Annotated in this window: 25 protein-coding genes; 14 read left to right on the top strand and 11 right to left on the bottom strand. The window is 59.4% G+C overall.

What is annotated here, in order from left to right; all coding sequences use genetic code 11:
* Window positions 1–38 precede the first annotated feature (38 nt).
* From RYC18_RS25375 to RYC18_RS25365, 3 genes are all read right to left on the bottom strand, one after another.
* Complete coding sequence (locus RYC18_RS25375) at window positions 39–434, bottom strand: low affinity iron permease family protein (protein ID WP_316887000.1); 396 nt, start codon at window positions 432–434, stop codon at window positions 39–41.
* Between the two features lie 232 nt (window positions 435–666).
* Window positions 667–1527 (bottom strand): SDR family oxidoreductase, encoded by an 861-nt coding sequence (locus RYC18_RS25370; RefSeq protein WP_002553611.1) that lies wholly within the window; start codon window positions 1525–1527, stop codon window positions 667–669.
* Window positions 1528–1633: 106 nt separating this feature from the next.
* A complete protein-coding gene (locus RYC18_RS25365; protein WP_002553610.1) occupies window positions 1634–2773 on the bottom strand; it encodes a glutathione-independent formaldehyde dehydrogenase in 1140 nt (379 codons plus the stop codon).
* Between the two features lie 271 nt (window positions 2774–3044).
* Here RYC18_RS25365 and RYC18_RS25360 point away from each other — a divergent pair, with 271 nt between their 5' ends.
* The 6 genes from RYC18_RS25360 to RYC18_RS25335 all read left to right on the top strand — a co-directional run bounded on the left by RYC18_RS25360 (window position 3045) and on the right by RYC18_RS25335 (window position 8015).
* The gene (locus RYC18_RS25360; protein WP_054077339.1) at window positions 3045–3635 is read left to right on the top strand and encodes an amino acid synthesis family protein; all 591 of its coding nucleotides are present in this window, start codon (window positions 3045–3047) and stop codon (window positions 3633–3635) included.
* A gap of 48 nt (window positions 3636–3683) precedes the next feature.
* Window positions 3684–4532, top strand: a complete 849-nt coding sequence (locus RYC18_RS25355) for an alpha/beta fold hydrolase (RefSeq protein ID WP_316886999.1) — start codon at window positions 3684–3686, stop codon at window positions 4530–4532.
* The gene (locus tag RYC18_RS25350; RefSeq protein WP_316886998.1) at window positions 4529–6010 is read left to right on the top strand and encodes an aldehyde dehydrogenase; all 1482 of its coding nucleotides are present in this window, start codon (window positions 4529–4531) and stop codon (window positions 6008–6010) included. Before RYC18_RS25355 ends, RYC18_RS25350 begins: the two co-directional genes overlap by 4 nt.
* Before the next feature lie 13 nt (window positions 6011–6023).
* Window positions 6024–6509: a flavin reductase family protein gene (locus RYC18_RS25345; protein WP_316886997.1), complete on the top strand. Its 486-nt coding sequence runs from the start codon at window positions 6024–6026 to the stop codon at window positions 6507–6509.
* Between the two features lie 188 nt (window positions 6510–6697).
* Entirely contained in the window at window positions 6698–7450 is a 753-nt protein-coding gene (locus RYC18_RS25340) for a GntR family transcriptional regulator (protein WP_002553605.1), read from the top strand.
* 1 nt (window position 7451) lies between these two features.
* Window positions 7452–8015: an NUDIX hydrolase gene (locus RYC18_RS25335; RefSeq protein ID WP_046832858.1), complete on the top strand. Its 564-nt coding sequence runs from the start codon at window positions 7452–7454 to the stop codon at window positions 8013–8015.
* A 51-nt stretch (window positions 8016–8066) separates the two neighbouring features.
* Here the strand turns inward: RYC18_RS25335 and RYC18_RS25330 are convergent, their stop codons facing one another.
* Window positions 8067–8357, bottom strand: coding sequence for a DUF1330 domain-containing protein (locus tag RYC18_RS25330; protein WP_316886996.1), 291 nt, complete (start codon window positions 8355–8357; stop codon window positions 8067–8069).
* Window positions 8358–8451: 94 nt separating this feature from the next.
* Between RYC18_RS25330 and ribBA the strand changes: the two genes are divergently transcribed.
* From ribBA to RYC18_RS25305, 5 genes are all read left to right on the top strand, one after another.
* Complete coding sequence (gene ribBA / locus RYC18_RS25325) at window positions 8452–9561, top strand: bifunctional 3,4-dihydroxy-2-butanone-4-phosphate synthase/GTP cyclohydrolase II (RefSeq protein ID WP_316886995.1); 1110 nt, start codon at window positions 8452–8454, stop codon at window positions 9559–9561.
* A gap of 290 nt (window positions 9562–9851) precedes the next feature.
* Window positions 9852–10877 carry an ABC transporter substrate-binding protein gene (locus tag RYC18_RS25320; RefSeq protein WP_005777631.1) on the top strand — a complete coding sequence of 342 codons (1026 nt, stop codon included), beginning with the start codon at window positions 9852–9854 and terminating at the stop codon, window positions 10875–10877.
* A complete protein-coding gene (locus RYC18_RS25315; RefSeq protein WP_005743539.1) occupies window positions 10862–11818 on the top strand; it encodes an ABC transporter permease in 957 nt (318 codons plus the stop codon). Before RYC18_RS25320 ends, RYC18_RS25315 begins: the two co-directional genes overlap by 16 nt.
* Before the next feature lie 6 nt (window positions 11819–11824).
* On the top strand, window positions 11825–12640 hold the full coding sequence (locus tag RYC18_RS25310) for an ABC transporter permease (RefSeq protein ID WP_016982079.1): 816 nt from the start codon (window positions 11825–11827) through the stop codon (window positions 12638–12640).
* Window positions 12637–13791 carry an ABC transporter ATP-binding protein gene (locus RYC18_RS25305; RefSeq protein WP_057403996.1) on the top strand — a complete coding sequence of 385 codons (1155 nt, stop codon included), beginning with the start codon at window positions 12637–12639 and terminating at the stop codon, window positions 13789–13791. Before RYC18_RS25310 ends, RYC18_RS25305 begins: the two co-directional genes overlap by 4 nt.
* A gap of 16 nt (window positions 13792–13807) precedes the next feature.
* On the opposite strand, the gene RYC18_RS25300 is transcribed toward RYC18_RS25305, so the two are convergent.
* Window positions 13808–14719 (bottom strand): LysR substrate-binding domain-containing protein, encoded by a 912-nt coding sequence (locus RYC18_RS25300; protein ID WP_316886994.1) that lies wholly within the window; start codon window positions 14717–14719, stop codon window positions 13808–13810.
* Window positions 14720–14832: 113 nt separating this feature from the next.
* Here RYC18_RS25300 and RYC18_RS25295 point away from each other — a divergent pair, with 113 nt between their 5' ends.
* Window positions 14833–15927, top strand: a complete 1095-nt coding sequence (locus RYC18_RS25295; RefSeq protein WP_057403997.1) for a tartrate dehydrogenase — start codon at window positions 14833–14835, stop codon at window positions 15925–15927.
* Between the two features lie 14 nt (window positions 15928–15941).
* Here RYC18_RS25295 and ptrR read toward each other — a convergent pair whose 3' ends face one another.
* On the bottom strand, window positions 15942–16820 hold the full coding sequence (gene ptrR, locus RYC18_RS25290; protein ID WP_004658151.1) for a putrescine utilization regulator PtrR: 879 nt from the start codon (window positions 16818–16820) through the stop codon (window positions 15942–15944).
* A 102-nt stretch (window positions 16821–16922) separates the two neighbouring features.
* Here ptrR and RYC18_RS25285 point away from each other — a divergent pair, with 102 nt between their 5' ends.
* Window positions 16923–18314 carry an aldehyde dehydrogenase family protein gene (locus RYC18_RS25285; RefSeq protein WP_316886993.1) on the top strand — a complete coding sequence of 464 codons (1392 nt, stop codon included), beginning with the start codon at window positions 16923–16925 and terminating at the stop codon, window positions 18312–18314.
* Between the two features lie 221 nt (window positions 18315–18535).
* On the opposite strand, the gene RYC18_RS25280 is transcribed toward RYC18_RS25285, so the two are convergent.
* Window positions 18536–19120: a flavin reductase family protein gene (locus RYC18_RS25280; protein WP_005777639.1), complete on the bottom strand. Its 585-nt coding sequence runs from the start codon at window positions 19118–19120 to the stop codon at window positions 18536–18538.
* A gap of 128 nt (window positions 19121–19248) precedes the next feature.
* Here RYC18_RS25280 and RYC18_RS25275 point away from each other — a divergent pair, with 128 nt between their 5' ends.
* On the top strand, window positions 19249–19872 hold the full coding sequence (locus RYC18_RS25275) for an NTP transferase domain-containing protein (protein ID WP_005777640.1): 624 nt from the start codon (window positions 19249–19251) through the stop codon (window positions 19870–19872).
* On the opposite strand, the gene RYC18_RS25270 is transcribed toward RYC18_RS25275, so the two are convergent.
* The 4 genes from RYC18_RS25270 to RYC18_RS25255 are packed head-to-tail and all read right to left on the bottom strand — an operon-like array spanning window position 19853 to window position 24704.
* The gene (locus tag RYC18_RS25270; protein ID WP_004658156.1) at window positions 19853–20821 is read right to left on the bottom strand and encodes an XdhC family protein; all 969 of its coding nucleotides are present in this window, start codon (window positions 20819–20821) and stop codon (window positions 19853–19855) included. The two genes, RYC18_RS25275 and RYC18_RS25270, sit on opposite strands and share 20 nt — an antisense overlap.
* Before the next feature lie 2 nt (window positions 20822–20823).
* Entirely contained in the window at window positions 20824–23040 is a 2217-nt protein-coding gene (locus RYC18_RS25265) for a xanthine dehydrogenase family protein molybdopterin-binding subunit (RefSeq protein ID WP_316886992.1), read from the bottom strand.
* A 9-nt stretch (window positions 23041–23049) separates the two neighbouring features.
* Window positions 23050–24033 (bottom strand): FAD binding domain-containing protein, encoded by a 984-nt coding sequence (locus tag RYC18_RS25260; RefSeq protein WP_005777643.1) that lies wholly within the window; start codon window positions 24031–24033, stop codon window positions 23050–23052.
* Window positions 24033–24704, bottom strand: a complete 672-nt coding sequence (locus tag RYC18_RS25255) for a (2Fe-2S)-binding protein (RefSeq protein WP_005777646.1) — start codon at window positions 24702–24704, stop codon at window positions 24033–24035. The genes RYC18_RS25260 and RYC18_RS25255 overlap by 1 nt, the downstream gene beginning before the upstream one ends.
* Between the last annotated feature and the right edge of the window lie 570 nt (window positions 24705–25274).

The following is a 25274-nucleotide window of genomic DNA, read 5'->3' as shown; positions in this document are numbered from 1 at the left end:
TCTCCATAGGTAATTGAAAAAACGGCGTTACTGAGCGATCAGACTCGCTGCTCGGCACCAGCCATTGGCAAAGGGGCCTCGATGTCGTGCTCGCCGCCCATGGCTTCGTATTTCTTGCGCAGGGCCCTGAGGTCCTTCTGCGTGAGGCCGTCGAGGTTCAGCAACGAGTTCTGCGCATCCTTGGTCACGCGCAACAGCTCGTCGACTTTCAGGTGCAGGACGTCGTTGTCACGGTTCTGCGTGTTCTGGATCAAGAACACCATAAGGAAGGTAATGATGGTAGTCGACGTATTGATGATCAACTGCCAGGTATTGTTGTAGTGAAACCACGGACCGGTGAATGCCCAGAGACAAATAAGCACGACGGCTGAAGCAAAAGTGGCCGGGCTGCCGGCCCATTTCGAAAGGGATTGAGAAAATCTGGAGAACTTCATTAACAACTGCCTGAACACGGGATGTCTTACATGGACACCGCTAACGCATTGAAATTTCTTGCAACAGTTGGATCCGTTCAGCTTACCGACAGGCTTCAATGCCTATTCAAACCCGGAAAGGTGTGTATCCGCAGTGGCACCGGACCATACATCGCGCCTGAAATATCACGCCTGATGCGGGAGAAACGGCACCCGCCAGGCACCGCTTCAACCGCACTAACGTTCTATGAATTCACAGAATCGGCTTGCCGCCCGTCACTGCATAGCGCGAGCCGGAAATGTAACTGGCTTCGTCCGAGGCCAGCAGTACATAGATCGGCGAAACCTCCACCGGCTGACCTGGGCGGCCCAGCGGGGTCTCGCTGCCGAAGCTTTTGACGTCTTCGTCGGTCATGGTCGCCGGGATGAGTGGCGTCCAGATAGGGCCGGGGGCCACGCTGTTCACGCGGATACCCTTGTCGCCCAGCAACTGCGCCAGGCCACCGGTGAAATTGGCAATCGCGCCTTTGGTGGTCGCATACGCCAGCAGCGTCGGTTTAGGCATGTCCGAATTGACCGAACTGGTGTTGATGATCGAGCCACCTCTCGGCATATGCGGGACCGCGGCCTTGCAGATACGAAACATCGCAGTGATGTTGATATCGAAGGTCTTGACCCACTCTTCGTCGGAGATTTCTTCCAGCGTCTCGTGATTCATCTGGAACGCGGCGTTGTTGACCAGCACATCGATACGGCCAAATTCAGCCACCGTCTTGCTCACGATGTCTTCGCACTGTTGCTTCTGGGCCAGATCACCCGGCAACAGCAGGCACTTCCTGCCGGCCTCTTCGACCCAGCGCTTGGTTTCTTCCGCGTCTTCATGCTCGTTCAGGTACGAGATTGCAACCTGCGCGCCTTCTCGTGCAAAGGCTATGGCGACAGCGCGACCGATGCCGCTATCGGCACCGGTGATCAATGCAATCTTGCCCTGCAGGCGCCCGGAGCCCTTGTAGCTTTTTTCGCCGCAATCCGGATAAGGGTCCATCTTGCCCTGCAACCCTGGAACCTCTTGCGGCTGACTGGCAAACGGTGGCTTTGGGTATTCTTCGTTCATCTGAATAAATCTCCCTGGCTCAATAAAAACTGACTGAATAAAATAGCGCTGCCCCTTGTCGCCGGGCACGGCCAAAGGCGACAAGGGGGTTGATCAGTTGCAGCAATCAGGCACTCGGCTTGAGAACCACTTTGGTCCAACCTTCATCGCGCGCGTCGAAATGCTGATAGGCCGCAGGACCTTCCTCAAGTTTCAGACGATGGGAAATGATCTGCGAAGGCTTGGCCCGATCATGGTGGATCAGCTCGGCCAGGCGACGGTTGTAGGCTTTGACGTTGGCCTGTCCGGTGCGAATCTGCTGGCCTTTGAACCAGAACGAGCCGAAATCGAAGGCCATTTTGCCTTCCTTCGCCAGATCGTTATGCGCGCCCGGGTCCTGTGGCACGAAAACACCCACGACACCGATACCGCCAGTGGCCTTGGTCGAGGCCACGAGGTTGTTCATGGTAACGTGATTGGCCTCATGCCCATGACGGTCGCAACACTGATAACCCACGCACTCGCAACCGCGATCGGTGCCTTTGCCATTGGTCAGATTGAGAATCTGATCCACCGCACCCTGCTCCAGCGAATTGATCGGCGTCGCGCCCATTTTCGCTGCAAGTGCCAGGCGATCCGGGTGGTTGTCGACCACGAATACTTGCGAAGCACCCTTGATCATTGCCGAGTGCGCAGCCATCAGACCGACCGGACCGGCGCCATAAATAGCAACGCTTTCGCCAGGCAGCAGCCCGGCTAGCTCGGTGGCGTGCCAACCGGTAGGAAAGATGTCCGAGAGCATGACGTAGTCTTCTTCACGCTCGGCAGCATCTTCAGGCAACAGCAGGCAGTTGAAGTCGGCATACGGCACGCGCAACAGCTCGGCCTGGCCACCTTCATGATCGCCCATGTCGGCAAAGCCGTAAGCCGCACCCGCGCTGCCCGGGTTGGCGGTCAGGCAATAACCGGTCAGGCCCTTCTCACAGTTTTCGCAAAAGCCGCAGCCAATATTGAACGGCAGGCACACCCAGTCGCCCACTTTAATGCGGTCGACGCCGGCGCCGACTTCGATCACCTGGCCGAGGTTCTCATGACCGAAAATGCGCCCCGTCTCGAAAGACGTGCGCCCTTCGTACATGTGCAGGTCCGAGCCACAGATGTTGGTGGAGGTCACTCGGACAAGAGCATCTGTTGGCTTCTGGATCTTCGCATCCGGTACGTTTTTGACACTGACGTCACGCGGACCGCCATAGACGATGGCTTTCATGTTCTGAGTCTCCTTAGGTGAAAAATTCGGTAGGGCTTTTTAAGGCTCACCGAATATCTGTCACGACCAGAAGACGCCTGTTCAAAGTGATTGCCTTCATACCTGACGAGTGGTCGTTGATGAGCGCGAGCCAGAGCGGTTCGTGCGTATTGATCCGGGAATATGAGATGAGTCCCGGCCCCTGTATTCACTGCAAAGAAAGCATTTGCACGCCCAATCTTATGGTATACCATCATACGAAATACAAAAGCACTCACTCCGGGAGTCGTTCATGAGTTTTGAAATTCGCAAGATCGTCACGTACACCGAAGAAACCTTTATCGAGGGCGGCAAGGCCGCCGACAAGCCGGTCACCATGATCGGGCTGGCGGCCGTGATCAAGAACCCTTGGCTGGGCCGTGGTTTCGTCGAAGACCTGAAACCGGAGATTCGCGACAACTGCTCCGCATTGGGCGAGTTGATGGTCAAGCGCCTCACCGATGCGATTGGCGGCGCGCAGAACATCGAGGCCTATGGCAAGGCTGCAGTGGTCGGGGCGGAAGGCGAAATCGAACACGCTTCGGCGGTGATCCATACCTTGCGCTTTGGCAACCACTACCGTGAAGCGGTCAAGGCCAAGAGCTACCTGAGCTTCACCAACAAACGCGGTGGCCCAGGCACGTCCATCCAGATTCCGATGATGCACAAGGATGATGAAGGCCTGCGCTCGCACTACATCACGCTGGAGATGCACATCGAAGATTCGCCCCGTGCCGACGAAATCATCGTAGTCCTCGGTGCCGCCAACGGCGGACGCCTGCACCCGCGGATCGGCAATCGTTATATCGACCTGGAAGAACTGGCCGCCGAAAAGGCTCAGTAATCCATAAAAGCTGCGATCAATCTTCCAACCTCTGCGCAGGAGCGATCCATGATTCAGCTCACCGCTGAACACACCCCGGCGGGTACCAGCTATCTGGCTACCGGCCAAGGTCACCCCGTGGTGTTGATTCACGGGGTGGGCCTGAACAAGGAAATGTGGGGAGGCCAGATCGTTGGCCTGGCCACGAATTATCAGGTAATCGCTTATGACATGCTCGGCCATGGTGGCAGCCCGCGTCCGGACCCGGACACTGGCCTTCCGGGCTATGCCGAGCAACTTCGTGAGTTGCTCGAGCATTTGCAACTGCCCCAGGCGACGGTCGTCGGTTTCTCGATGGGCGGGCTGGTGGCAAGAGCGTTCGCACTGGAGTTTTCACAACATCTCGCCGGGCTGGTGATTCTCAACAGCGTGTTCAACCGCAGCCCTGAACAGCGTGCAGGCGTCATTGCGCGCACCAGCCAGGCCGCCGAGCACGGGCCGGACGCCAACGCAGGCGAAGCTTTGTCACGCTGGTTCAGCCGTGAGTATCAGGCGGCCAACCCGGCGCAGATTGCGGCCATTCGGCAGAATCTGGCCAGTAACGATCCGCAAGGCTACCTGACTACCTACAAGCTGTTTGCTACCCAGGATATGTACCGCGCCGAAGATCTGGGCGATATTCGCGCACCGACCCTGATTGCCACTGGCGAACTTGACCCTGGATCAACGCCGGAAATGGCCCGTGAGCTGGCCATGCGCATCAGCGGTGCCGAAGTCGCGATACTGCCCGATCAACGCCATATGATGCCGGTTGAGTCGCCGCGCCTGGTCAACCAGGTGTTACTCGACTTCTTTGAAAAAACCGGTCTCGACAAATTGGCGACTGCCCACAACTCGATCAAGGGGATAGTTGCATGAGCCTTACCCGCTTTCAGATGTGCATCGACGGCCAATGGGTCGATGCGTTGTCCGGCAAGACTTTCGACAGCCTCAACCCGGCGCTGGCTGAACCGTGGGCGCAACTGCCCGACGCCGACGAAGCCGATGTCGAACGGGCTGTGCAGGCTGCTCAGAAAGCCTTCGAGGGCCCAGCGTGGCGAGGCCTTACTGCCACGGCACGCGGCAAGCTGCTGCGCAAACTGGGCGACCTGATCGCCGAAAACAAAGAGAATCTGGCGCAGCTGGAAAGCCGCGACAATGGCAAGCTGATTCGCGAAACCCGTGGTCAGGTCAGTTACCTGCCGGAGTTCTTTCATTACACCGCCGGGCTGGCTGACAAGCTCGAGGGCGGCACCCTGCCCCTCGACAAGCCGGACCTGTTCGCCTACACCGTGCATGAGCCGATGGGCGTGGTCGCCGGAATCATTCCGTGGAACAGCCCGTTGTACCTGACCGCCATCAAGCTGGCCCCGGCGCTGGCGGCTGGCAATACCATCGTCCTAAAGCCATCGGAACACGCCTCGGCCACCGTGCTTGAGCTGGCGCGGCTGGCGCTTGAAGCGGGTATCCCGCCCGGCGTGGTCAACGTCATCACCGGTTACGGCCCGACAACAGGCGCTGCACTGACCCGCCACCCGCTGGTGCGCAAGATTGCCTTTACCGGTGGCGCGGCCACGGCTCGCCACGTGGTGCGCAGCAGCGCCGAGAATTTCGCCAAACTGTCATTGGAACTCGGCGGAAAATCACCGAATATCGTTTTCGCCGACGCCGATCTGGACAGTGCCATCAATGGTGCGGTCGCAGGCATCTATGCAGCGTCCGGGCAAAGCTGTGTGTCTGGCTCGCGACTGCTGGTGCAGGACGAAATCTACGATGAGTTCATTGAACGCCTGGCCGAGCGCGCCAGTCGTATCCGGATCGGCAATCCGCAGGATGAAACTACCGAAATGGGGCCGATGGCCACAGCCCAGCAACTGGCCGTGGTAGAAGGCCTGGTGGCGGACGCGCTGGCCGAAGGTGCACGCCTGCGTCTGGGCGGCAAGCGCCCGAAGCTGGACAGCCAAGGCTGGTTCTATGAACCTACGCTGTTCGAATGCGACCGCAACTCGATGAAAATCATGCAGGAAGAAGTGTTCGGCCCGGTGGCATCGGTGATTCGTTTCAAGGACGAAGCCGAAGCGCTGGCCATTGCCAACGACTCACAGTTCGGCCTCGCCGCCGGAATCTGGACTCGTGACCTGGGCCGCGCGCATCGACTGGCGCGGGATATCCGCTCAGGTATCATCTGGGTCAATACCTATCGTGCCGTGTCAGCCATGGCGCCTATCGGCGGTTTCAAAAACAGCGGCTACGGCCGCGAGAGCGGGATAGACTCCGTACTGGCCTACACCGAACTGAAAACGGTGTGGATCAACCTTTCGCAGGCGCCCATGCCTGATCCATTTGTCATGCGTTAACGAGGCCGCTGCGATGATCGAACCGAGTATCTACAAAGAAGTCATGGCGTCATTCCCTTCAGGCGTCACGATTGTTACCACGCTGGACCCCGAGGGCAATCTGGTCGGTATCACCGCCAGTGCGTTCAGTGCGCTGTCCATTGAACCGGCGCTGGTGCTGTTCTGCCCCAACTACGCATCGGACACTTACCCGGTGCTGCGCGACAGCAAAAAATTCGCCATTCACTTGCTGTCTGCCGACCAGCAGGTCGAAGCCTATGCGTTCGCCAGCAAGGGCAAGGACAAGACCAAAGGCATCGAGTGGCACTTGAGCGAGCTGGGCAACCCGCTGCTGGGCAAGGCAACCGCTATCATTGAATGCGAGCTGTGGCGCGAATACGACGGTGGCGATCATGCAATCATTGTCGGCGCAGTGAAAAACCTGATCCTGCCCGCTGTACCAGTCACACCAATGGTTTATCACCGCGGCAAGATGGGCGCACTGCCAGCCATCGTCTGAGGCTGCGCCGGGCGGTTTTGGTGGTTGCAGGCATCGGCGTGATAAACTCGGCCGCGACCCGGGTTCATCCGTCCGGGCCATGCAGCAGCCCGCGTGGGTCGTGGGCTGCCGACATGAGCGAGACTTTGTTTCCAGCCACGGTTTCCAGTCACGTTTTTACTTTGACAGCCCCATTCCGAGCACACCCGATGAAACGCCTGCCACTCGATGACACCTTCAAGGTCAACCGCAACCCCGTCACCCTGCGGGAGATTGTGCTGGACAAGCTGCGCAGCGCGATCATGAATTTTCAGCTGCTGCCGGGCGATCGTCTGGTCGAGCGTGATCTGTGTGACCGTCTGGGCGTCAGCCGCACCTCGGTGCGCGAGGCGCTGCGCCATCTGGAATCCGAAGGCCTGGTCGAGTTCGCCGATGCCAAAGGCCCGCGCGTTGCCATTATCACCCTGGCAGACGCGTGCGATATCTACGAGCTGCGGTGCGTACTGGAGGGCCTGATTGTTCAGCTGTTCACCCTGCGCGCCAAGCCCAAGGACATTCGCGCCCTGGAAAAAGCCCTGGAGGAAAATCGCCAGGCGCTCAAGGAAGGCGAGCTGCAGCAAGTGATCGATTCGGTTCAGGGTTTCTATGACGTGCTGCTGGAAGGCTCCGGTAATCACGTCGCCGCAACACAGCTGCGTCAGTTGCAGGCGCGCATCAGCTATCTACGCGCCACATCGGTCTCCCAGGAAAACCGCCGCGGTGCGAGCAACAAGGAAATGGAACTCATGGTCGAGGCCATCAAGAGCGGCGACCCGATGGCCGCGCATCAGGCCTCGGTCGATCACGTGCGCAACGCCGCACGCGTGGCACTGGAATATTTGAAATCCAAGCAGGACGAAGACACCAAAGTCCGCGAAATCATCGCGCCCGTGGCACTCAAAGAACCCCGCATAGGGCGCTGACATGGTCACACCGCGCTTCTGCCCTCAATGCGGATGCGCTGACCTGGCTCAGCGCGTCCCCGAGGGCGATACCCACGCGCGATTGATATGCGGCGGCTGCCAGTACATTCATTACGTCAACCCGAAGATCATTGCCGGCTGCATCATCGAGCAGGAAGGCAAATATCTGCTGTGCCAACGCGCCATACCGCCGCGCCCCGGCACCTGGACACTGCCTGCCGGGTTCATGGAAAGCGGCGAAACCACCGAGCAGGCGGCGCTGCGTGAGGTCTGGGAAGAAACCGGAGTGCGTGCCGAAATCGTCTCGCCCTACTCCATCTTCAGCGTGCCGCGGATCAGCGAAGTCTACATCGTGTTCCGTGCCATCGCCCTGGAAGTCACCGGTCAGTTCGGCCCGGAAACCCTGGACTACCAATTCTTCGCCCCTGAAGACATCCCGTGGGACAGCATCTATTACCCCGCCATCCGCCAGATACTGGAACGCTATATCGAAGAGCGTCAGGCGGGGGTGTATGGCATCTACATCGGCAACGACGACGCCGGCAAGGTCCATTTTATTCGTTAAGTGCAGCTCCAGGCGAAGCAGTCCGGACCGCACCTGGATTTTGCCTGCTGCTCAAGGCTGCCCCTCGACTATCACGATTTCGGCCTTGGCTGCGCCCTGTCGATGGCTCATGGCGTTGTGGTATTGCGGCGAGTGATAGCAGGCAACTGCCTGCTCGTAGGACTCAAATTCGATAATCACCGTGCGTTGTGGCGTCGCACGCCCTTCCAGCGCTTCGGAACGCCCGCCCCTCGCCAGAAATTTGCCACCAAACAGCACGAACGCTGCGGGGGCACGCTGGGTGTATTCAGTGTACTGCTGAGGGTCGGTTACATCGACGTGTGCAATCCAATAAGCCTTCATCGTGATCTCACTGTTTCAATGATGGGGAATCTGTGAAATATTCTGTCTTATGGTATACCACGATTCGTTTACCCATAAAACCGGGATACTGAACATGGCATTCGACCGCATCGAAGACATCATTGAAGACTATCGCCTGGGCAAGATGGTTTTGCTGGTTGATGACGAAGACCGGGAAAACGAAGGCGATCTGCTGCTTGCCGCTGATTGCTGTTCAGCACAGGCAATCAGCTTCATGGCTCGCGAAGCACGCGGGCTGATCTGCCTGACGCTGACCGATGAGCACTGCCAGCGTCTGGGCCTGGAGCAAATGGTACCGAGCAACGGCAGTGTCTTCGCCACCGCGTTCACGGTGTCCATCGAAGCGACAACGGGCGTGACCACCGGCATCAGCGCGGCAGATCGTGCGCGTACCATTCAGGCCGCCGTCAACCCGCACGCAGTACGGGAAGACCTGGTGCAGCCGGGTCATATCTTCCCGTTACGCGCGCGTGACGGCGGTGTTCTGACCCGCGCCGGGCACACTGAAGCGGGCTGCGATCTGGCACGTATGGCTGGTTTTTCCCCCGCCTCGGTGATTGTCGAGGTCATGAATGACGACGGCACAATGGCGCGTCGCCCTGATCTGGAACTGTTCGCCGAGAAACACGGAATCCGTATCGGTACCATCGCCGACCTGATCCATTACCGGCTTAGCACCGAGCACACCATCGTCAGGATTGGGGAGCGCGACCTGCCCACGGTACACGGCACCTTCCGCCTGTTCAGCTACGAAGACCGCATCGAAGGTGGCGTACACATGGCCATGGTGATGGGTGATATCCGCCGCGACGACCCTACTCTGGTGCGCGTGCATGTGGTCGACCCGTTGCGCGACCTGGTCGGCGCCGAATACACCGGCCCGTCGAACTGGACGCTCTGGGCCGCGCTGCAACGGGTGGCGCAAGAAGGTCGCGGCGTGGTCGTGGTGCTGGCCAACCACGAATCCTCACAAGCGTTGCTGGAGCGAATTCCGCAACTTACCCAGCCGCCGCGCCAATACACTCGCTCGCAATCGCGTATCTATTCCGAGGTCGGTACTGGCGCTCAGATCTTGCAGGATCTGGGTGTCGGCAAACTGCGCCACCTCGGCCCGCCACTGAAATACGCAGGTTTGACCGGCTACGATCTGGAAGTGATTGAAAATATTCCGTTTCCCGGCTGACCGGCAAAAGTACCACGGGCACACCCCACGGCCTCCGCTCGGCAACCGCATGGGTTTACCGCAAAAACACTCGATGAAGGCATTTTGACAGGGCAAAACGCTTGCAGAAAGTTTGGAATACCATAATATGACATTCCATAAAATCACGATTTAGTCAGGCGCGCCCGCCAAGGGACAGCACTAATAACAGCTCCTGACCTGTACCAGGTTTCAAGGCCCATTGGACCTACTGCTCCCGATTACGCGGGCAAGAAAAGCCCGCTCAAAACACAACAAATGAGGGCGTGAAAATGGTGTTGAACAAACGTGCAGCAGCAGTTCTGGCGGCCGGCGTGCTGGCTCTCTCGAGTGTCGCCGCGAGCGCCGCCGAGAGCGTCAACTTCGTCAGCTGGGGCGGTTCCACCCAGGACTTCCAGAAAGAAGCCTGGGCAGCTCCGTTCAGCAAGGCCAGCGGGATCACGGTCGTACAGGACGGTCCCACTGACTACGGCAAACTCAAGGCCATGGTCGAAAGCGGTAACGTGCAGTGGGACGTTGTCGATGTCGAAGCCGACTTTGCCCTGCGTGCCGCCAGCGAAGGCCTGCTGGAGCCTCTGGACTTCAACACCATCAAACGCGACGAGATCGACAAGCGCTTTGTCACCGACCACGGTGCCGGTTCGTTCTTCTTCTCCTTCGTGCTTGGCTACAACGAAAGCAAAGTGGGTGCCAAACCACCCGTCGACTGGGCCGCCATGTTCGACACCAAAACCTACCCCGGCAAACGCTCGCTGTATAAATGGCCAAGCCCCGGCGTGCTTGAACTGGCCCTGCTGGCCGACGGCGTAGCCCCCGACAAGCTCTACCCGCTGGACCTCGACCGCGCCTTCAAGAAACTCGACACCATTAAGAAGGACATCGTCTGGTGGGGCGGCGGCGCACAGTCTCAACAACTGCTGGCCTCTGGCGAAGTGGCGATGGGCCAGATGTGGAACGGCCGGGTCTATGCGCTGCAACAGGACGGCGCACCGGTGGGTGTGAGCTGGAAACAAAACCTGGTCATGGCTGATTTTCTGGTCGTGCCAAAAGGCGCAAAAAACAAGGATGCCGCGATGAAATTCATCGCCAATGCAACCAGCGCCAAAGGCCAGGCAGACTTCTCCAACCTCAGTGCCTATGCCCCGGTAAACACTCAGAGCGTTGCGCGCCTGGACTCAACACTGGCACCTAACCTGCCGACCGCCCATGTTGCCGATCAAATCACTCTCGACTTCGCATACTGGGCCAAGAATGGCGCAGACATTGCGACACGGTGGAACGAATGGCTGGTCAAGTAAAAATGACAGCGGTCGCTCCTCGTCAACCCATCCCGGCCGGTGGTGCTCCGCGCACCGCCGGTGCGGCACACGACAAGGCGACGAGCATGCAGCGATCCCCTTCCCTCGCTCAGCGCTGGCGTGGCAGCCGCAATCTGCTTCCGGCGCTGATCTTTCTCGGACTGTTTTTCTTCGCCCCGTTGATCGGCCTGCTGCTGCGCGGTGTGCTTGAGCCGGTGCCGGGCCTTGGCAACTACGAACAACTGTTCGCCAACTCGGCTTACTCGCGGGTGCTGCTCAATACCTTTTCCGTCGCTGGTCTGGTGACCTTGTTCAGCCTGCTGCTGGGCTTCCCGCTGGCCTGGGTCATCACCCTGGTACCGCGTGGCTGGGGACGCTGGATTCTGAACATTGTGCTGTTGTCGATGTGGACCAGCCTGCTGGCGCGCACCTACTCGTGGCTGGTGCTGTTGCAGGCGTCCGGGGTGGTCAACAAGGCGCTGATGGCGATGGGCATCATCGATCAGCCACTGGAGATGGTGCACAACCTGACCGGTGTGGTGATCGGCATGAGCTACATCATGATTCCGTTCATTGTCCTGCCGTTGCAGGCGACCATGCAAGCCATCGATCCGATGGTGTTGCAGGCCGGCTCGATCTGCGGTGCCAGCCCATGGACCAACTTCTTTAGGGTATTCCTGCCGCTGTGCCGTCCGGGACTGTTTTCCGGGGGGCTGATGGTGTTTGTCATGTCGCTCGGTTACTACGTTACCCCGGCGCTGCTGGGTGGCGCGCAGAACATGATGCTGCCCGAATTCATCGTCCAGCAGGTGCAGTCGTTCCTCAACTGGGGGCTGGCCAGTGCCGCCGCTGCGTTGCTGGTGCTGATTACGCTGGTGCTGTTCTACTTCTACCTGAAGCTCCAGCCGGAATCGCCGGTCGGTGCCAGTAACGCGAGGTAAACCGCCATGCTCCTGACACCCAATGCCATGAGCCCAGGCCTGCGTACGGGTCTGTACCTGACCACTGGCCTGATCGCGCTGTTTCTGTTGCTGCCGATCCTGTTCATCGTACTGCTGTCATTCGGTTCATCACAGTGGCTGGTATTTCCGCCACCCGGATGGACACTGAAGTGGTATCAGCAGTTTTTCTCCAACCCGGACTGGATAGCCGCCGCCATGTCCAGCCTCAAGGTCGCGATTCTGACCACCATTGCCTCGGTGGCGCTGGGCCTGCCCACCGCTTTCGCGCTGGTGCGCGGCCGTTTCCCCGGGCGCGATTTCCTGTACGGCGTCTTCACCTTGCCGATGATTGTGCCGCTGGTGATTATCGCTGTTGCCGTGTACGCCCTGTTTCTCAAACTCGGTTACACCGGCACATTGTTTTCCTTCGTCGTCAGCCATGTGATCGTCGCCTTGCCGTTCACCATCATCTCGATCATCAACTCGCTGAAACTGTTCGATCAGTCCATTGAAGATGCCGCGGTAATCTGTGGCGCGTCACGCCTGCAGGCGATCTACAAAGTTACCTTTCCCGGCATCCGTCCGGGCATGATGGCTGGCGCACTGTTCGCGTTTCTGGTCTCGTGGGACGAAGTGGTGCTGAGCGTGATGATGGCCAGCCCGACCCTGCAAACCCTTCCCGTAAAAATGTGGACCACCCTGCGTCAGGACCTGACGCCGGTCATCGCTGTTGCCTCAACGCTGCTGATCGCCCTGTCGGTGCTGATCATGTTCATCGCCGCGACCCTGCGTCGCCGCAACGAAGCCAGGAGTACTTCATGAGTGCCGTGATCAAAGACCCCGCCCATCAGGATCAGAAAACGCTGGTCAGCCTGTGCAACCTGAACAAGCACTACGGTGATTTCGCCGCCGTCGACAACATTTCCCTGGATATTCAGGACGGCGAATTCCTGACCTTTCTCGGTTCCAGTGGCTCGGGTAAAAGCACCACGCTGTCAATGCTCGCCGGTTTCGAGACGCCCAGTTCGGGCGAGATTCTGGTCAGTGGCAAATCGCTGGTCAATGTGCCGCCGCACAAGCGCGACATCGGCATGGTGTTTCAGCGCTACTCGCTATTCCCGCACCTGTCGGTACGCGACAACATTGCTTTCCCGCTGGCGATCCGCAAGTTGCCTGCGGCCGAACGCGAAAAGAAAGTCGATGCGATGCTCAAGCTCGTCCAGCTGGAAGAGTTTGCTCACCGCCGCCCTTCGCAACTGTCCGGTGGCCAGCAGCAACGAGTCGCCATTGCCAGGGCGCTGGTCTACGAGCCACGCATCCTGCTGATGGACGAGCCGCTGGGCGCACTGGACAAGAAGCTGCGTGAAGACCTGCAGGACGAACTGCGTCAGTTGCATCGTCGGCTGGGCATCACCATCGTCTATGTGACCCACGATCAGGAAGAAGCCATGCGCCTGTCCCAGCGCATCGCGATTTTCAGCCACGGCAAAATCGTCGGTCTGGGCTCGGGTTATGACCTGTATCAGGACCCGCCAAATGCCTTCGTTGCGTCGTTTCTCGGCAACTCGAACTTCCTCAGGCTCAAGGCACAGGGCAACGCCGTGGCAACGTTTGAAGGCCTTGCGCTGGCGATTCGCCTGACTCCTGGCCTGAAGACTGATCAGGACGTTCTGCTGATGGTTCGCCCGGAGAAAGCCCAGGCGCTGAGCGTTGAACAAGCTGCTGACATACCACTTGAAGCAGGCTGGAACGAGGTGAGTGCCAAGGTCACTGAAGTGCTTTTTCTCGGCGAAAGCCAGACCTGTTCGGTGGTCACCACAGGCGGCACTGCCATGACTGTCAAAGCGCTTTCAGCGACCGGCATGCGGCTCCGGGCTGGCGATCCGGTGCGGGTGCGCTGGGCCGCTGCCGACGCGTGTATCTACACTGAATGGACGGACAGCGACCTGAACAAGGCAGCGGGGGCGCACTGACGCCGGTCTGCACGGGTCAGCGGTTTGCCGGTGAGGGATGCAAGGCGAGGTAGTCACGCAGAAACTCCACCGTGACGCGGACCTTGGCCGAACTCATCAGCGGCGAGGTATGCACCGCCCAGATGTCTGCATCCTGACGGTATTCCGGCAGCATCTGAACCAGCCGACCCTCGGCCAGGTCAGTGCGCACATCCCAGAGCGAACGCAGCAACACACCGCGCCCGTCCAGGCACCACTGGCGGGCGATTTCGCCGTGGTTGGTGGACAGGCTGCCGGTTACCTTGACGGTTTCAGCGCCTTGCGGCCCATTGAGATGCCATATGCCGAACGGACGGTCGCGCTCCTTGATCACCAGGCAATCGTGGTTGGCCAGCTCACCGATACTCAATGGCACCCCATGATCTTTCAGATAAGCGGGGCTCGCGCACAACACGCGCCAGTTGCTGGCCAGGTGTCTTGCACGCAGGTGCGGGGCAATTTCGTTGCCGACGCGGATGTCCAGGTCGACGCCCTCCTCGATCAGGTCGACCAGCCGGTCCTGAATATCCAGACGTATATCCAGCTTCGGATAAAGCGCCGCCAGCTCCGACAAGGCAGGCGCTACGAAACGGCGACCGAAGCCCTGGCTGCTGACCACTCGCAGCAAGCCACTGGGCTCGCCGTGCAGCGCGGCAACTTCGTCGCCCATCTGCTGCACCGATTCCAGAATGTCTTTAGCCCACTCATAGACTCGCTCGCCGTCTTCGGTAATCGACACTTGCCGCGTTGAGCGGTGCAACAACACCACGCCCATATTCTGCTCCAGCAGTTTGACCCGCTTGCTGACATAAGCAGCGGACATGCCCAGCTCATTGGCAGCACCCACGAAGCTCGAGCGTCGAGCAACGTGGATGAACACGTTCAGGTCATCAAGGCTTGGATAATTCACGATTCGTTTTTTCTCAATCCATTAATCGACTGATTATCTTTATATCGTGTGCTTATAGCATGGATGGCCTGTGTGACTCATCCCTGACAAGCCGTCCGACAAGAGTGCCCGACATGAACAACAAGAAACTGCGTATTGCTGCCATCGCCGGTGACGGCATCGGCCTTGAAGTACTACCCGAAGGCGTACGCGTGGTTCAGGCTGCCGCCGCGAAGCACGGTCTGGAGCTGGAGTTCGAATACTTCGAATGGGCCAGCTGCGATTACTACCTGAAGCACGGCAAGATGATGCCGGACGACTGGTTTGAACAGCTCAAAGGCTTCGACTCGATCTTTTTCGGTGCCGTGGGCTGGCCGGAAAAAGTGCCAGACCACATCTCTCTCTGGGGCTCATTGCTCAAGTTTCGCCGCGAGTTCGATCAGTACGCCAACATCCGTCCGGTGCGCCTGTTTCCCGGCGTGCCCTGCCCGCTGGCCAATCGTGAACCGGGCGACATTGATTTCATCGTGGTGCGGGAAAACACCGAAGGTGAATACTCGTCGCTGGGCGGGATCATGTTTGAAAACACCGAAAACGAGTTCGTGTTGCAGGAATCTGTGTTCACCCGTCGCGGTGTCGACCGTATTCTCAAGTTCGCTTTCGAGATGGCCAGCAAACGCGAGCGCAAGCACGTGACGTCCGCGACCAAATCCAACGGCATGGCGATCAGCATGCCCTATTGGGACAAGCGTACCGAGGCGATGGCCAGTCAGTACCCGGACATCAGCTGGGACAAGCAACACATCGATATTCTGTGCGCGCGCTTCGTGCTGCAACCCGAGCGCTTCGACGTGGTGGTGGCATCCAACCTGTTCGGTGACATCCTCAGCGACCTCGGCCCGGCGTGCGCTGGCACCATCGGCATTGCGCCGTCGGCCAACCTCAACCCGGAGCGTAATTTCCCCTCGCTGTTCGAACCGGTGCACGGCTCGGCGCCCGACATCTTCGGCAAGAACATCGCCAACCCGATTGCGATGATCTGGTCCGGCGCGCTGATGCTGGAATTCCTCGGCCAGGGCGATGAACGCTTCACAGCGGCTCATGACGAGATCATCACCGCTATCGAGCAAGTGATTGCCAGTGGCGACGTCACACCGGACCTGGGCGGCAAGCGTTCGACCCAGGAAGTGGGTGCAGCGATTGCCGGACGGGTATCTGCCGCGCAGTAAGTGCTGACGTTACCTCATCCGGCTTGCGGCGGTCTGGCCTGTTCTTCCAGCAACTCCACGAAGCGGGTCAGGCTGCGCGATACGGTGCCTCGACGCCAGATCAGCCAGGTGTGCAGGTAACGAAACTTTTCGGACAACGGCCAGACACTGACCGTGGCACAACCGGGCATGCTTTCCAGCATGCTGCGTGGCATCAGCGCCAACCCGGCACCGGCGCTGACGCAGGCCAGCATGCCGTGATAAGACTCCATTTCGTGGATCTTGCCCGGTACTGCGGCGTCCTCGGTAAACCAGCGTTCGAAGTGGTGCCGGTACGAGCAGTTGGCACGAAACGCGTAGATGCTTTCACCGCTCACATCCCGCCCGCGCTTGACCGGCGCGTGGTTGAGTGGCGCGATGATGACCATTTCCTCTTCGAATACCGGCACACCCTCAAGTGATGGATGCAGCACCGGCCCGTCGACAAACGCAGCAACCAGGCGCCCGGCAAGCACACCGTCGATCATGGTGCCGGACGGCCCGGTGGACAGGTCCAGTTCAACCTTGGCGTTTTGCTGGTTGTAGACCGCCAGCAACGCAGGAATCCTCACGGCCGCCGTGCTTTCCAGCGAGCCCAGTGAAAAAGGCCCTTGTGGTTCTTCGCCAGAAACCGCCAGCCGCGCTTCCTGTACCAGGTCCAGTATGCGCCGCGTGTAATCGAGAAAATTCCAGCCGGCAGGCGACAGTCGCAAACGGTGTTTTTCGCGAATGAACAGGTCGACGCCCAGATCCTGCTCCAGCTGTTTGATACGCGTCGTCAGGTTCGAGGGCACGCGATGAATATGCTGCGCAGCAGCGCTGATGCTGCCGTGTTCAGCCACCGCCTTGAACATCTCCAGCTGAACCAGATCCATTTCATTCTCCAATCATGAACGATGCGATCATTATTATTCAGTTTTAGAAAGCATTGCACGCCTATATTCTGGTCCCACTTCCCACCTCAACAGGATGGCGCAATGACTACTGTCACCAGCAACACCCACGCAATCTCGATCAACCCCGCCTCAGGCGAACAGATCGGCCACTACGCCTTCGAATCCGCCGCCATGCTGGATCGCAGCCTGTCGCGTGCGACGGCCGGCTTTGCAGGCTGGAAGCGCACGCCTGTCCAGCAACGTGCGCAACTGATCATCGCCATGGGCCAGGCCCTGCGCGACGACGCCGAAAACATTGCCCAGATGATCAGCCGGGAAATGGGCAAGCCTGTGACGCAGGCCAGAGGCGAAGTCGAGAAATGCGCGCAGTTATGCGATTGGTATGCAGCGCAAGGCCCGGCAATGCTGATGGCCGAGGCGACTCAGGTCGAGCATGACAAGGCACGCATCGAGTACCGTCCGCTGGGCCCTGTTCTTGCGGTGATGCCGTGGAATTTCCCGATCTGGCAAGTATTGCGCGGCGCAATTCCGACATTGCTGGCAGGCAATACCTACGTGCTCAAGCATGCACCCAACGTCATGGGTTGCGCATACCTGATGCTGGAAGCTTTCAAGCGCGCCGGTTTCCCGCAGGGCGTGTTTGAAGTCATCAACGTGGCTGCCGAGGGCGTCTCGAAGGCCATTGCCGACCCACGCATTGCGGCCGTCACGCTGACCGGCAGTGTTCGCGCTGGCCAGGCCATTGGTGCTCAGGCCGGTGCGGCACTGAAGAAGTGCGTGCTGGAGCTGGGCGGTTCCGACCCGTTCATCGTGCTCAATGACGCGGACCTCGATCAGGCTGTGAAAGCGGCTGTCATCGGTCGTTTCCAGAACACCGGGCAGGTCTGTGCAGCGGCCAAGCGTTTGATCATCGAGCAAGGTGTGGTCGAGGAGTTCACGCGCAGGTTCGTTGAGCAGACTCGCCAGTTGGTGATCGGCGATCCGTTGTCCGGCGAGACCTACATTGGTCCGATGGCACGCTTCGATCTGCGCGATGAACTGGATGCTCAGGTTCAGGACACCCTTGCCGAAGGCGCGAAACTGTTGCTGGGCGGCAAGAAGGCTGATGGCCAAGGCAACTACTACGAGCCGACCGTACTGGGCGACGTGACCGACCAGATGACTTCCTTCAGGCAGGAGCTGTTCGGCCCGGTAGCATCGATCATTACCGCCCGCGACGCGCAGCACGCTCTGGAGCTGGCCAATGACAGCGAGTTCGGCCTGACCGCGACGGTCTACACACGTGATCTGCAACTGGCAGAGCGCATGACCGAAGAACTGGAAACCGGTGGTGTGTTCATCAACGGCTACAGCGCTTCAGACCCGCGCGTGACGTTTGGCGGCGTGAAGAAAAGCGGCTTTGGCCGTGAACTCTCGCACTTCGGTGTACGCGAGTTCTGCAATGCACAGACCGTATGGCGCGATCGGCACTGAGGGTTGGAAAACACCAGTACACATGTCCCAGTGGGAGCGAGCTTGCTCGCGAAGGCGGACTCACATCAGCATAAATCTTTGGCGGTCATGCTGATCTCTTTGCGAGCAAGCTCGCTCCCACAAGACCCTCTGGGTGCGTGAACTTCAACTATCGTGCGACGCTCTGCGTCGGCATGCCGTTCTGGACGCTCTGCGTCCAGTCTTCCAAGCGTCCAGGGCGATTACTCCTCGCCCGTTTCCACCACCGCAGGCTCACCAATCGTATAGAAATGCCCGCCCGCCACGTAATGAAGGCTGCGCCATTTCGGGTCGGCCTTTTCGAATTCCCAGTGCCCGTCGTTGAACACACGGGTGTCAGCCCAGGCGCCGATGACTTCGCCAATGAACAGGTCGTAGGTCTGTTGATTGTGCGGCTCCGGAATGACCTTGCAGATCAGCCAGGCAGAGCAACCGACAACCAGCGGCGTGACATGATCTTCAATCAGAAACAGGTCGACATTGGCTTTATCAAGCTTGTCCGGGGTGAAGACCTTGCTCTGGGTGCCGACGTCGAAGGTCATCTGCAATTGATCCAGATTGGGCACCTGCAACGCAAAATAACCGCTCTTCTCCACCAGCCCGCGGGTTTTGGTCATCTTGTCGATCACCAGCGTCACCTTGGGCGGCGAAAAATCCAGCGCGCAGGCCCATGCTGCAGACATGACGTTGTGAGTGCCTTCATGACTGGAGGACACCAGCACCGTCGGGCCGTGATTGAGCAGACGGTAGGCTTTTTCCAACTCGACAGGACGAATGTGATTGTCCACTTGAAACCCTCGAAAACATGATTCGTACCGCTACCGGCAGAGCAGCGAAATAAGGCATTCTGCGTACGCCAGCCGTACCGCATGGTGTGGCTGCACGCGAACCCTCTCACGACTCATAAGGCATCGGATTGAGCAGCATAGACAGCCAGAACCCCAAAGTGTTCGCCCTGGTACTGGCGGCAGGCCGAAGCAGGCGTTTTGGTGGCGATAAACGACAGGCAGCATTGCCCTGTGGACGTACCTTGCTGACCGCAAGCCTTGAAAACACTGGAAACGAATTCGGCTACGTGGGGCTGGTACTGCGTACCGACGATGACGCTGAAGCACTGGGTATTCCCGCACACGTAACAATCATCCGCAGCGAACATGCCGACCTGGGTATGGGCCACAGTCTCGCCAGCGGCATTGCCGCCTTAATGGAATCCGCTGCCGAGGCCGTCGCCATTCTGCTTGCAGATATGCCCTGGATAAAGCCGCAGACCCTGCGTGACTTGGCCGCAATGGCCAATCCTCAGCGCATTGCCGTGCCAATGCATGGCGGCCAGCGCGGCCATCCGGTGATCATTGGTCGGCAGTTCTGGCCGACACTGCTGACGCTGGAAGGCGATCAGGGCGCTAAAGCCCTGATCATGAACAACCCGGAGGTGTGTGACGTACTGAATTGCGATGACCCAGGCATTCTGCGCGACGCCGACACTCCGTCAGCGCTGGCGCAAGCCTGTTCGCAATACCTTAAACCTCGGCACGACTGACACCGTTGGCCACGCGCAGGATGTCAGCCATCACCGCAATGGCGATTTCGGAAGGCGTCTTGCTGCCCAGGTTCAGGCCGATGGGGGCATGGATTCTCTCCAGCACCCTGGCATCCAGCCCGCCGATCCGGCCCAGACGCTCCAGACGTTTGCTGCTGGTGCGCATCGAACCCATCGCGCCTATGTAGAACGCCTCAGTGCGTACGGCTTCAAGCATGCTCAGATCGTCCAGTTTCGGATCATGGGTCAACGCCAGTACCGCCGTCGAACTGTGACAGCCACCTTCGGCAATGAACACCGCAGGCAATACACCGCGCACCTCGACACCCGGCATCGAAAACCCTGAGGTGACCTCGACACGCGGGTCACAGACGATGACTTCATAGCCCATCGCGACGGCAAAACTGGCGCAGAACTCCGCCACCGGCGATAGCCCGGCAAGCAGCACGCGATACACCGCCCCCATACGAATGCTGATGCGTTCGCCGTCCACCTGCACCCGCGCCTCGCCCATCGTTGCAGGTCCGATTTCTCTCTGCCCACCGCCCAACTGCACGTGCCTGCTGACCAGCTCGCGTCCGGCAAGCGCCTGCTCGATAGCCCCCAGATGTGCATCCGCTTGCGGACTCGGTGCAATGAACTCGATCAATACATCCAGCACACCACCGCACGGCAGGGCCCGCGTTGGTGCGAAGCCGCCGTCGCCGTAGCGAACGACCTGATTGACCGGCTGAAACTGCCCTGCAGCGACCCGTTCGAGAAAGTCCTCCTCCACACAGCCGCCAGACAGGGAACCGCGATGCTCACCGCTGCTCAACGCCACCAGCATCGCCCCGGGCCCGCGTGGGGCCGAGCCGAACGTAGAGAGAACCGTGCATAGCCAGACGGCTTTGCCGCCAGCCAGCCAGTCACGAGCCTGTTGCACCACCTGCAAATCGAGCTGTTTCATTGCTACAACCCCGCCATCAGTTTTTCCTTGCTGATCGGCAGACTGCGCACCCGTTTGCCGGTCGCGTGATACACCGCATTGGCCACGGCAGCTGCAAGCCCGGTCACACCGATTTCGCCGATACCCCGCGCACCGAACTCACCCAGGTTGTAGTCCGGATAATCGAGCAGCAAGACGTCGATATCCGGCTGATCCGCATGCACCGGCACGACGTACTCGGCATAGTTGTTATTGACCGGCATGCCACTGCGCGGGTCATATTCACCGGCTTCGAACAACGCCATGCCGATGCCCATCACGATTGCGCCTTCCACCTGATTGCGTGCTGCCAGCGGGTTGACCACTTTGCCCACGTCAATGGCACTGACCACCCGCGAGACGCGCAGGCTGGAAATGCCCGGATCCCAGCGCACTTCGACGAAATGCACACCGAACGAGCGGAAGGAATACTTGCCCGCCTCCGGCATGCCGCTTTGAAAATTACCCTCAGCGCGCGACAGGCGCTGCCCCTTCAGCACGTCGACAAAGCTGGCGCGCTGTTCGCCGATCACCAGTTGCCCGTTTTCGACCTTGATCGACTCGGCGTCCTGCCCGGCGAACACCGCATCCTTGCTGACAGCGTACTGGCGCAGCTTCTGCAACGCTTCACGCGTGGCCCCGGCAATCGCCGGCATTACGCTGGCGGTCACCCATGAACCACCGGAAACGGGGCCGGCCGGAAATGACGAACTGCCCAGCTCCACTTCAACACGCTCAACGGGAATGCCGGTCAACTGGCTGACAGTCTGCGCCACGATGGTGTATGTGCCGGTGCCAATGTCCTGCAAGCCACATTGGGCCAGTGCCGTACCGTCGGAACGCAGGATGACCCGCGCATCGGTGGGCACCTGATAGGCTTCCCAGTTACAGGCACCCATGCCGTAACCAATGATTTCATCACCTTCACGCATCGAGCCGATATCGGCCTTGCGCGCGTGCCAGCCGAATCGCTCGGCGGCTTTGTCGATAGCTTCCGGCAGGTGATTGCTGGACCACGGCAAGCCGACGCTCTGATCCTTGTCGGCCAGGTTCAGCTTGCGAAATGCCAGCGGGTCCATGCCACTGGCCAACGCCATCTCATCAATGGCCGACTCCAACGCAAACAGTCCTGGTGCCGCACCCGGCGCGCGCATGGAAGTCGGCGTACCCCGGTTGATGGAGCTGATCTTATGGCTGACCAGCACGTTGTCGCAGGCATACAGGCTTTTGGTCACGCCACCGCAGTTTTCGGTGTAATCATCCAGCATCGACGTGTTGTTGAACGATTCGTGACGGATCGACACCAGCTTGCCGCTGGCATCGGTGGCCAGACGCAAGCGCTGGCGGGTCTCCGGACGATGGCCCACGGTGGTAAACATCTGCGCGCGTGGCAACACCAGTTGCACCGGGCGACCGGTAACCCTGGCCGCGGCGCAGGCTGCCACGGAGTGCGGCCATGGCCACAGCTTGCCGCCAAAGCCCGAGCCTATGAACGGTGCGCGCACTTCAACGCGGTCGGGCGAAAGGTCGAAAACGTTGGCCAGCAGGTTGCGGTGGTTGACCACGCCCTGAGTGCTTTCGTAAACAAACAGCTTACCGTCCTGCCACCACGCCGTGCTGGCGTGCATCTCCATCGGGTTATGCACTTCAACCGGCGTGGTGTAAGTCTGATCGACTTTGACTTTTGCACTGTCAAACGCGCTGTCCGGCTTACCCCGGTTGTGCCCGGCACCGCCATCACGGGCACCATTGACCCGCATGCCTTCGTCAAGGTCTTTGACCGACGGGCGTTCGTCATACTCGACCGTCACGCGGTGGGCAGCCGCCCTCGCCTGCTCGAAGCTTTCGGCTACCACCAGAGCGACAAACTGGCCAGGGTAATAGATACGGTCATCTTCAAACGGCAGGCGATGCTCGTCCGCCTTGCTGGCCGAAAGCATCTTGGCGAAGCTCAGCTTGGTGTTCGGAGTACGGTGCAAAGCAGGAAAATTGCCATGATGGAAGATATCGACAACGCCAGGCATCGCCTTGGCCTGCTGATCCTTTACGGCAACCACGCGCCCGTTGGCGATGGTGCTGTAGACGCCATAGGCATACAGCATCTTGCCCATCGGATGGTCTGCGGCATAGCGCGCCTGACCACTGACTTTCTTGCCGCCGTCGATACGACGCTGCGGCACACCAATGATGTTTTCGCTCATGAGAGATTCCTAGGCCGTGAGGTCACGAAGATTGCGGACAATGACCTGCTGACCCAGCGGGATCTTGAAGGCGTTATGTTCATAGGCCCGGGAGCCCTTCATCGCCAGCGCTGCGACCCGCGCAAAGGTGTCCATGTCAGCACGCTGACCGATCAGTGCACGTTCAGCCTCCACGGCCCGCCACGGCTTGGTACCCACGCCACCCAGCGCGATACGCGCATCGGTGATTCGCTTGCCGTCCATCACCAGAATCACTGCACTGGACGCCAGGGCAAACTGGTAAGAGGTACGGTCGCGCAGCTTGAGATAAGAAGAACGACCACCTGCCAGCGGTGCATCCAGCGTCACGTGGGTGATCAGCTCGTGGGCCGCCAGCGCAGTTTCACGCTGCGGCGTATCACCGGGCAGCAGATGAAAGTCGGCAAAAGGAATATCTCGCGAGCCATTGGCCCCCTGAACGGTTACCTGCCCGCCGATGGCCGCCATGCCGACGCACATGTCCGAAGGATGCGTTGCAATGCAGTGATCGCTGGTGCCCAGCACCGCATGCACACTGCGGTTCATGCCGCCGATAGCTGCACAACCGGAGCCCGGCTGGCGCTTGTTGCAGGCTGAAATACCATCGCGGAAATACGGGCAGCGCACCCGCTGCATGACATTGCCAGCGGTGGTGGCCTTATTGCGCAACTGGGTCGAAGCACCTGCCAGAATCGCTTCAGACAACACCGGATAGCGCTGCTGCACCAGTGGATGCCTGGCCAGATCAGTGTTGCTCACCAGCGCGCCGATGCGCAGACGCCCATCGGGCAGCGACTCGACCTGTTTCAACGCCAGATGATTGATGTCCACCAGTTGCTGCGGTTGCATCACATCCAGCTTGACCAGATCAAGCAACGTGGTGCCACCTGCCAGATAGAAGCGCTGCCCCTCACCCGACGCAGTGCTGAATGCCTGCGCGGGCGATGCAGCCCGAGCGTAATCGAACGTTCGCATCAGGCAGCTCCTCCCATCTTCGAACGCGCAGACTGCACGGCCGAGAGAATGTTCTTGTAGGCACCGCAGCGGCAGATATTGCCGCTCATGGCTTCTCTGACGCTGGCGTCATCGGAAGGGATGTTCGGGTCCTGGAGAATCGCGACCGCGCTCATTATCTGTCCAGACGTGCAATAACCGCATTGATAGGCATCGTGTTCCCAGAAGGCTTCCTGTACCGGGTGCAGCTTGCCGTTCTCGGCCAGGCCTTCGATGGTGGTGATGCTGTCGCCCTGATGCTGGACGGCAATGGAAAGGCAGGAATTGATCGCCACGCCATTGACCAGCAGCGTGCAAGCACCGCACTGGCCATGGTCGCAGCCTTTTTTGGTGCCCGTCAGTTGCAGGCGGTCACGCAGCACATCGAGCAGAACGGCGTTGGCCGGCACGTTCAGGGTATGAACCTGGCCATTGACCTTCAACTGGATGCGCTGCTCGCCCGCTGCAGGCGCGTCACTGTCTTCGATTACAGGAGCCACCGGGGCTGCCTGCAGCATGCCGTCGGAGGGTATCCAGGTAGACAGCGTGGCCGCAGCAATGCCGGAAGCACCGAACTTCAAAAAGTTTCGGCGCGAAGGCTGCACGGCACTGCTGTCCACAGCAGAATCCTTGTGCTTTTTGGGTTCACTCATCAGGGTCACTCGGTAATAGCCGACGCTGCTGTAAAGCGTCGGGCGTTATTGTGTGGTCAGCCGCCTGGGCGTACTCCTGCTCAACGGCGTGCTGCCTTGATCTTTCATCGGGCTTTCATGGGTGATCAGAGCCAAAACGCTATCACCGGTTAAGTGTTTAACTGGCCAGCGCTGGTAAAGTTCCAACTGTTTGACGGGCGTCTGTATCCGGAGATTGCAGCCACCACACACCACAGTCGTGTATTGACACTAGCAGGTGGTCGGGATGCTGATTAGCCAGGCAAATCCACACACTCTTGTGAAACTGGCTCATGAATGCCGTGCGGCAGTTAAAAATGTGCGCGTGCGACGGGGTCCGGCGGATTGCCACATTCTGGCAAGCGGCTAAAGACCCGCGCATAAACGACGATATAGATGGGGGGCAGGCTGTGAAGCGTCTAAATCAAGGCATTCGCGCCCGATTTGATGATGGCATCTCGCAACCGAGGTGCACATTATGCGAAAATGCCGCGTCTTTGCCGGTATGCCACCGTGGGAATGTCGCAGCACGCGTGCATTAAATTGCACATC

This window comes from Pseudomonas syringae group sp. 247E2, assembly GCF_032587795.1.
In the GTDB taxonomy this organism is placed as follows: Bacteria; Pseudomonadota; Gammaproteobacteria; order Pseudomonadales; family Pseudomonadaceae; genus Aquipseudomonas; species Aquipseudomonas amygdali.
This window is presented reverse-complemented; position numbering and strand designations above follow the sequence as displayed.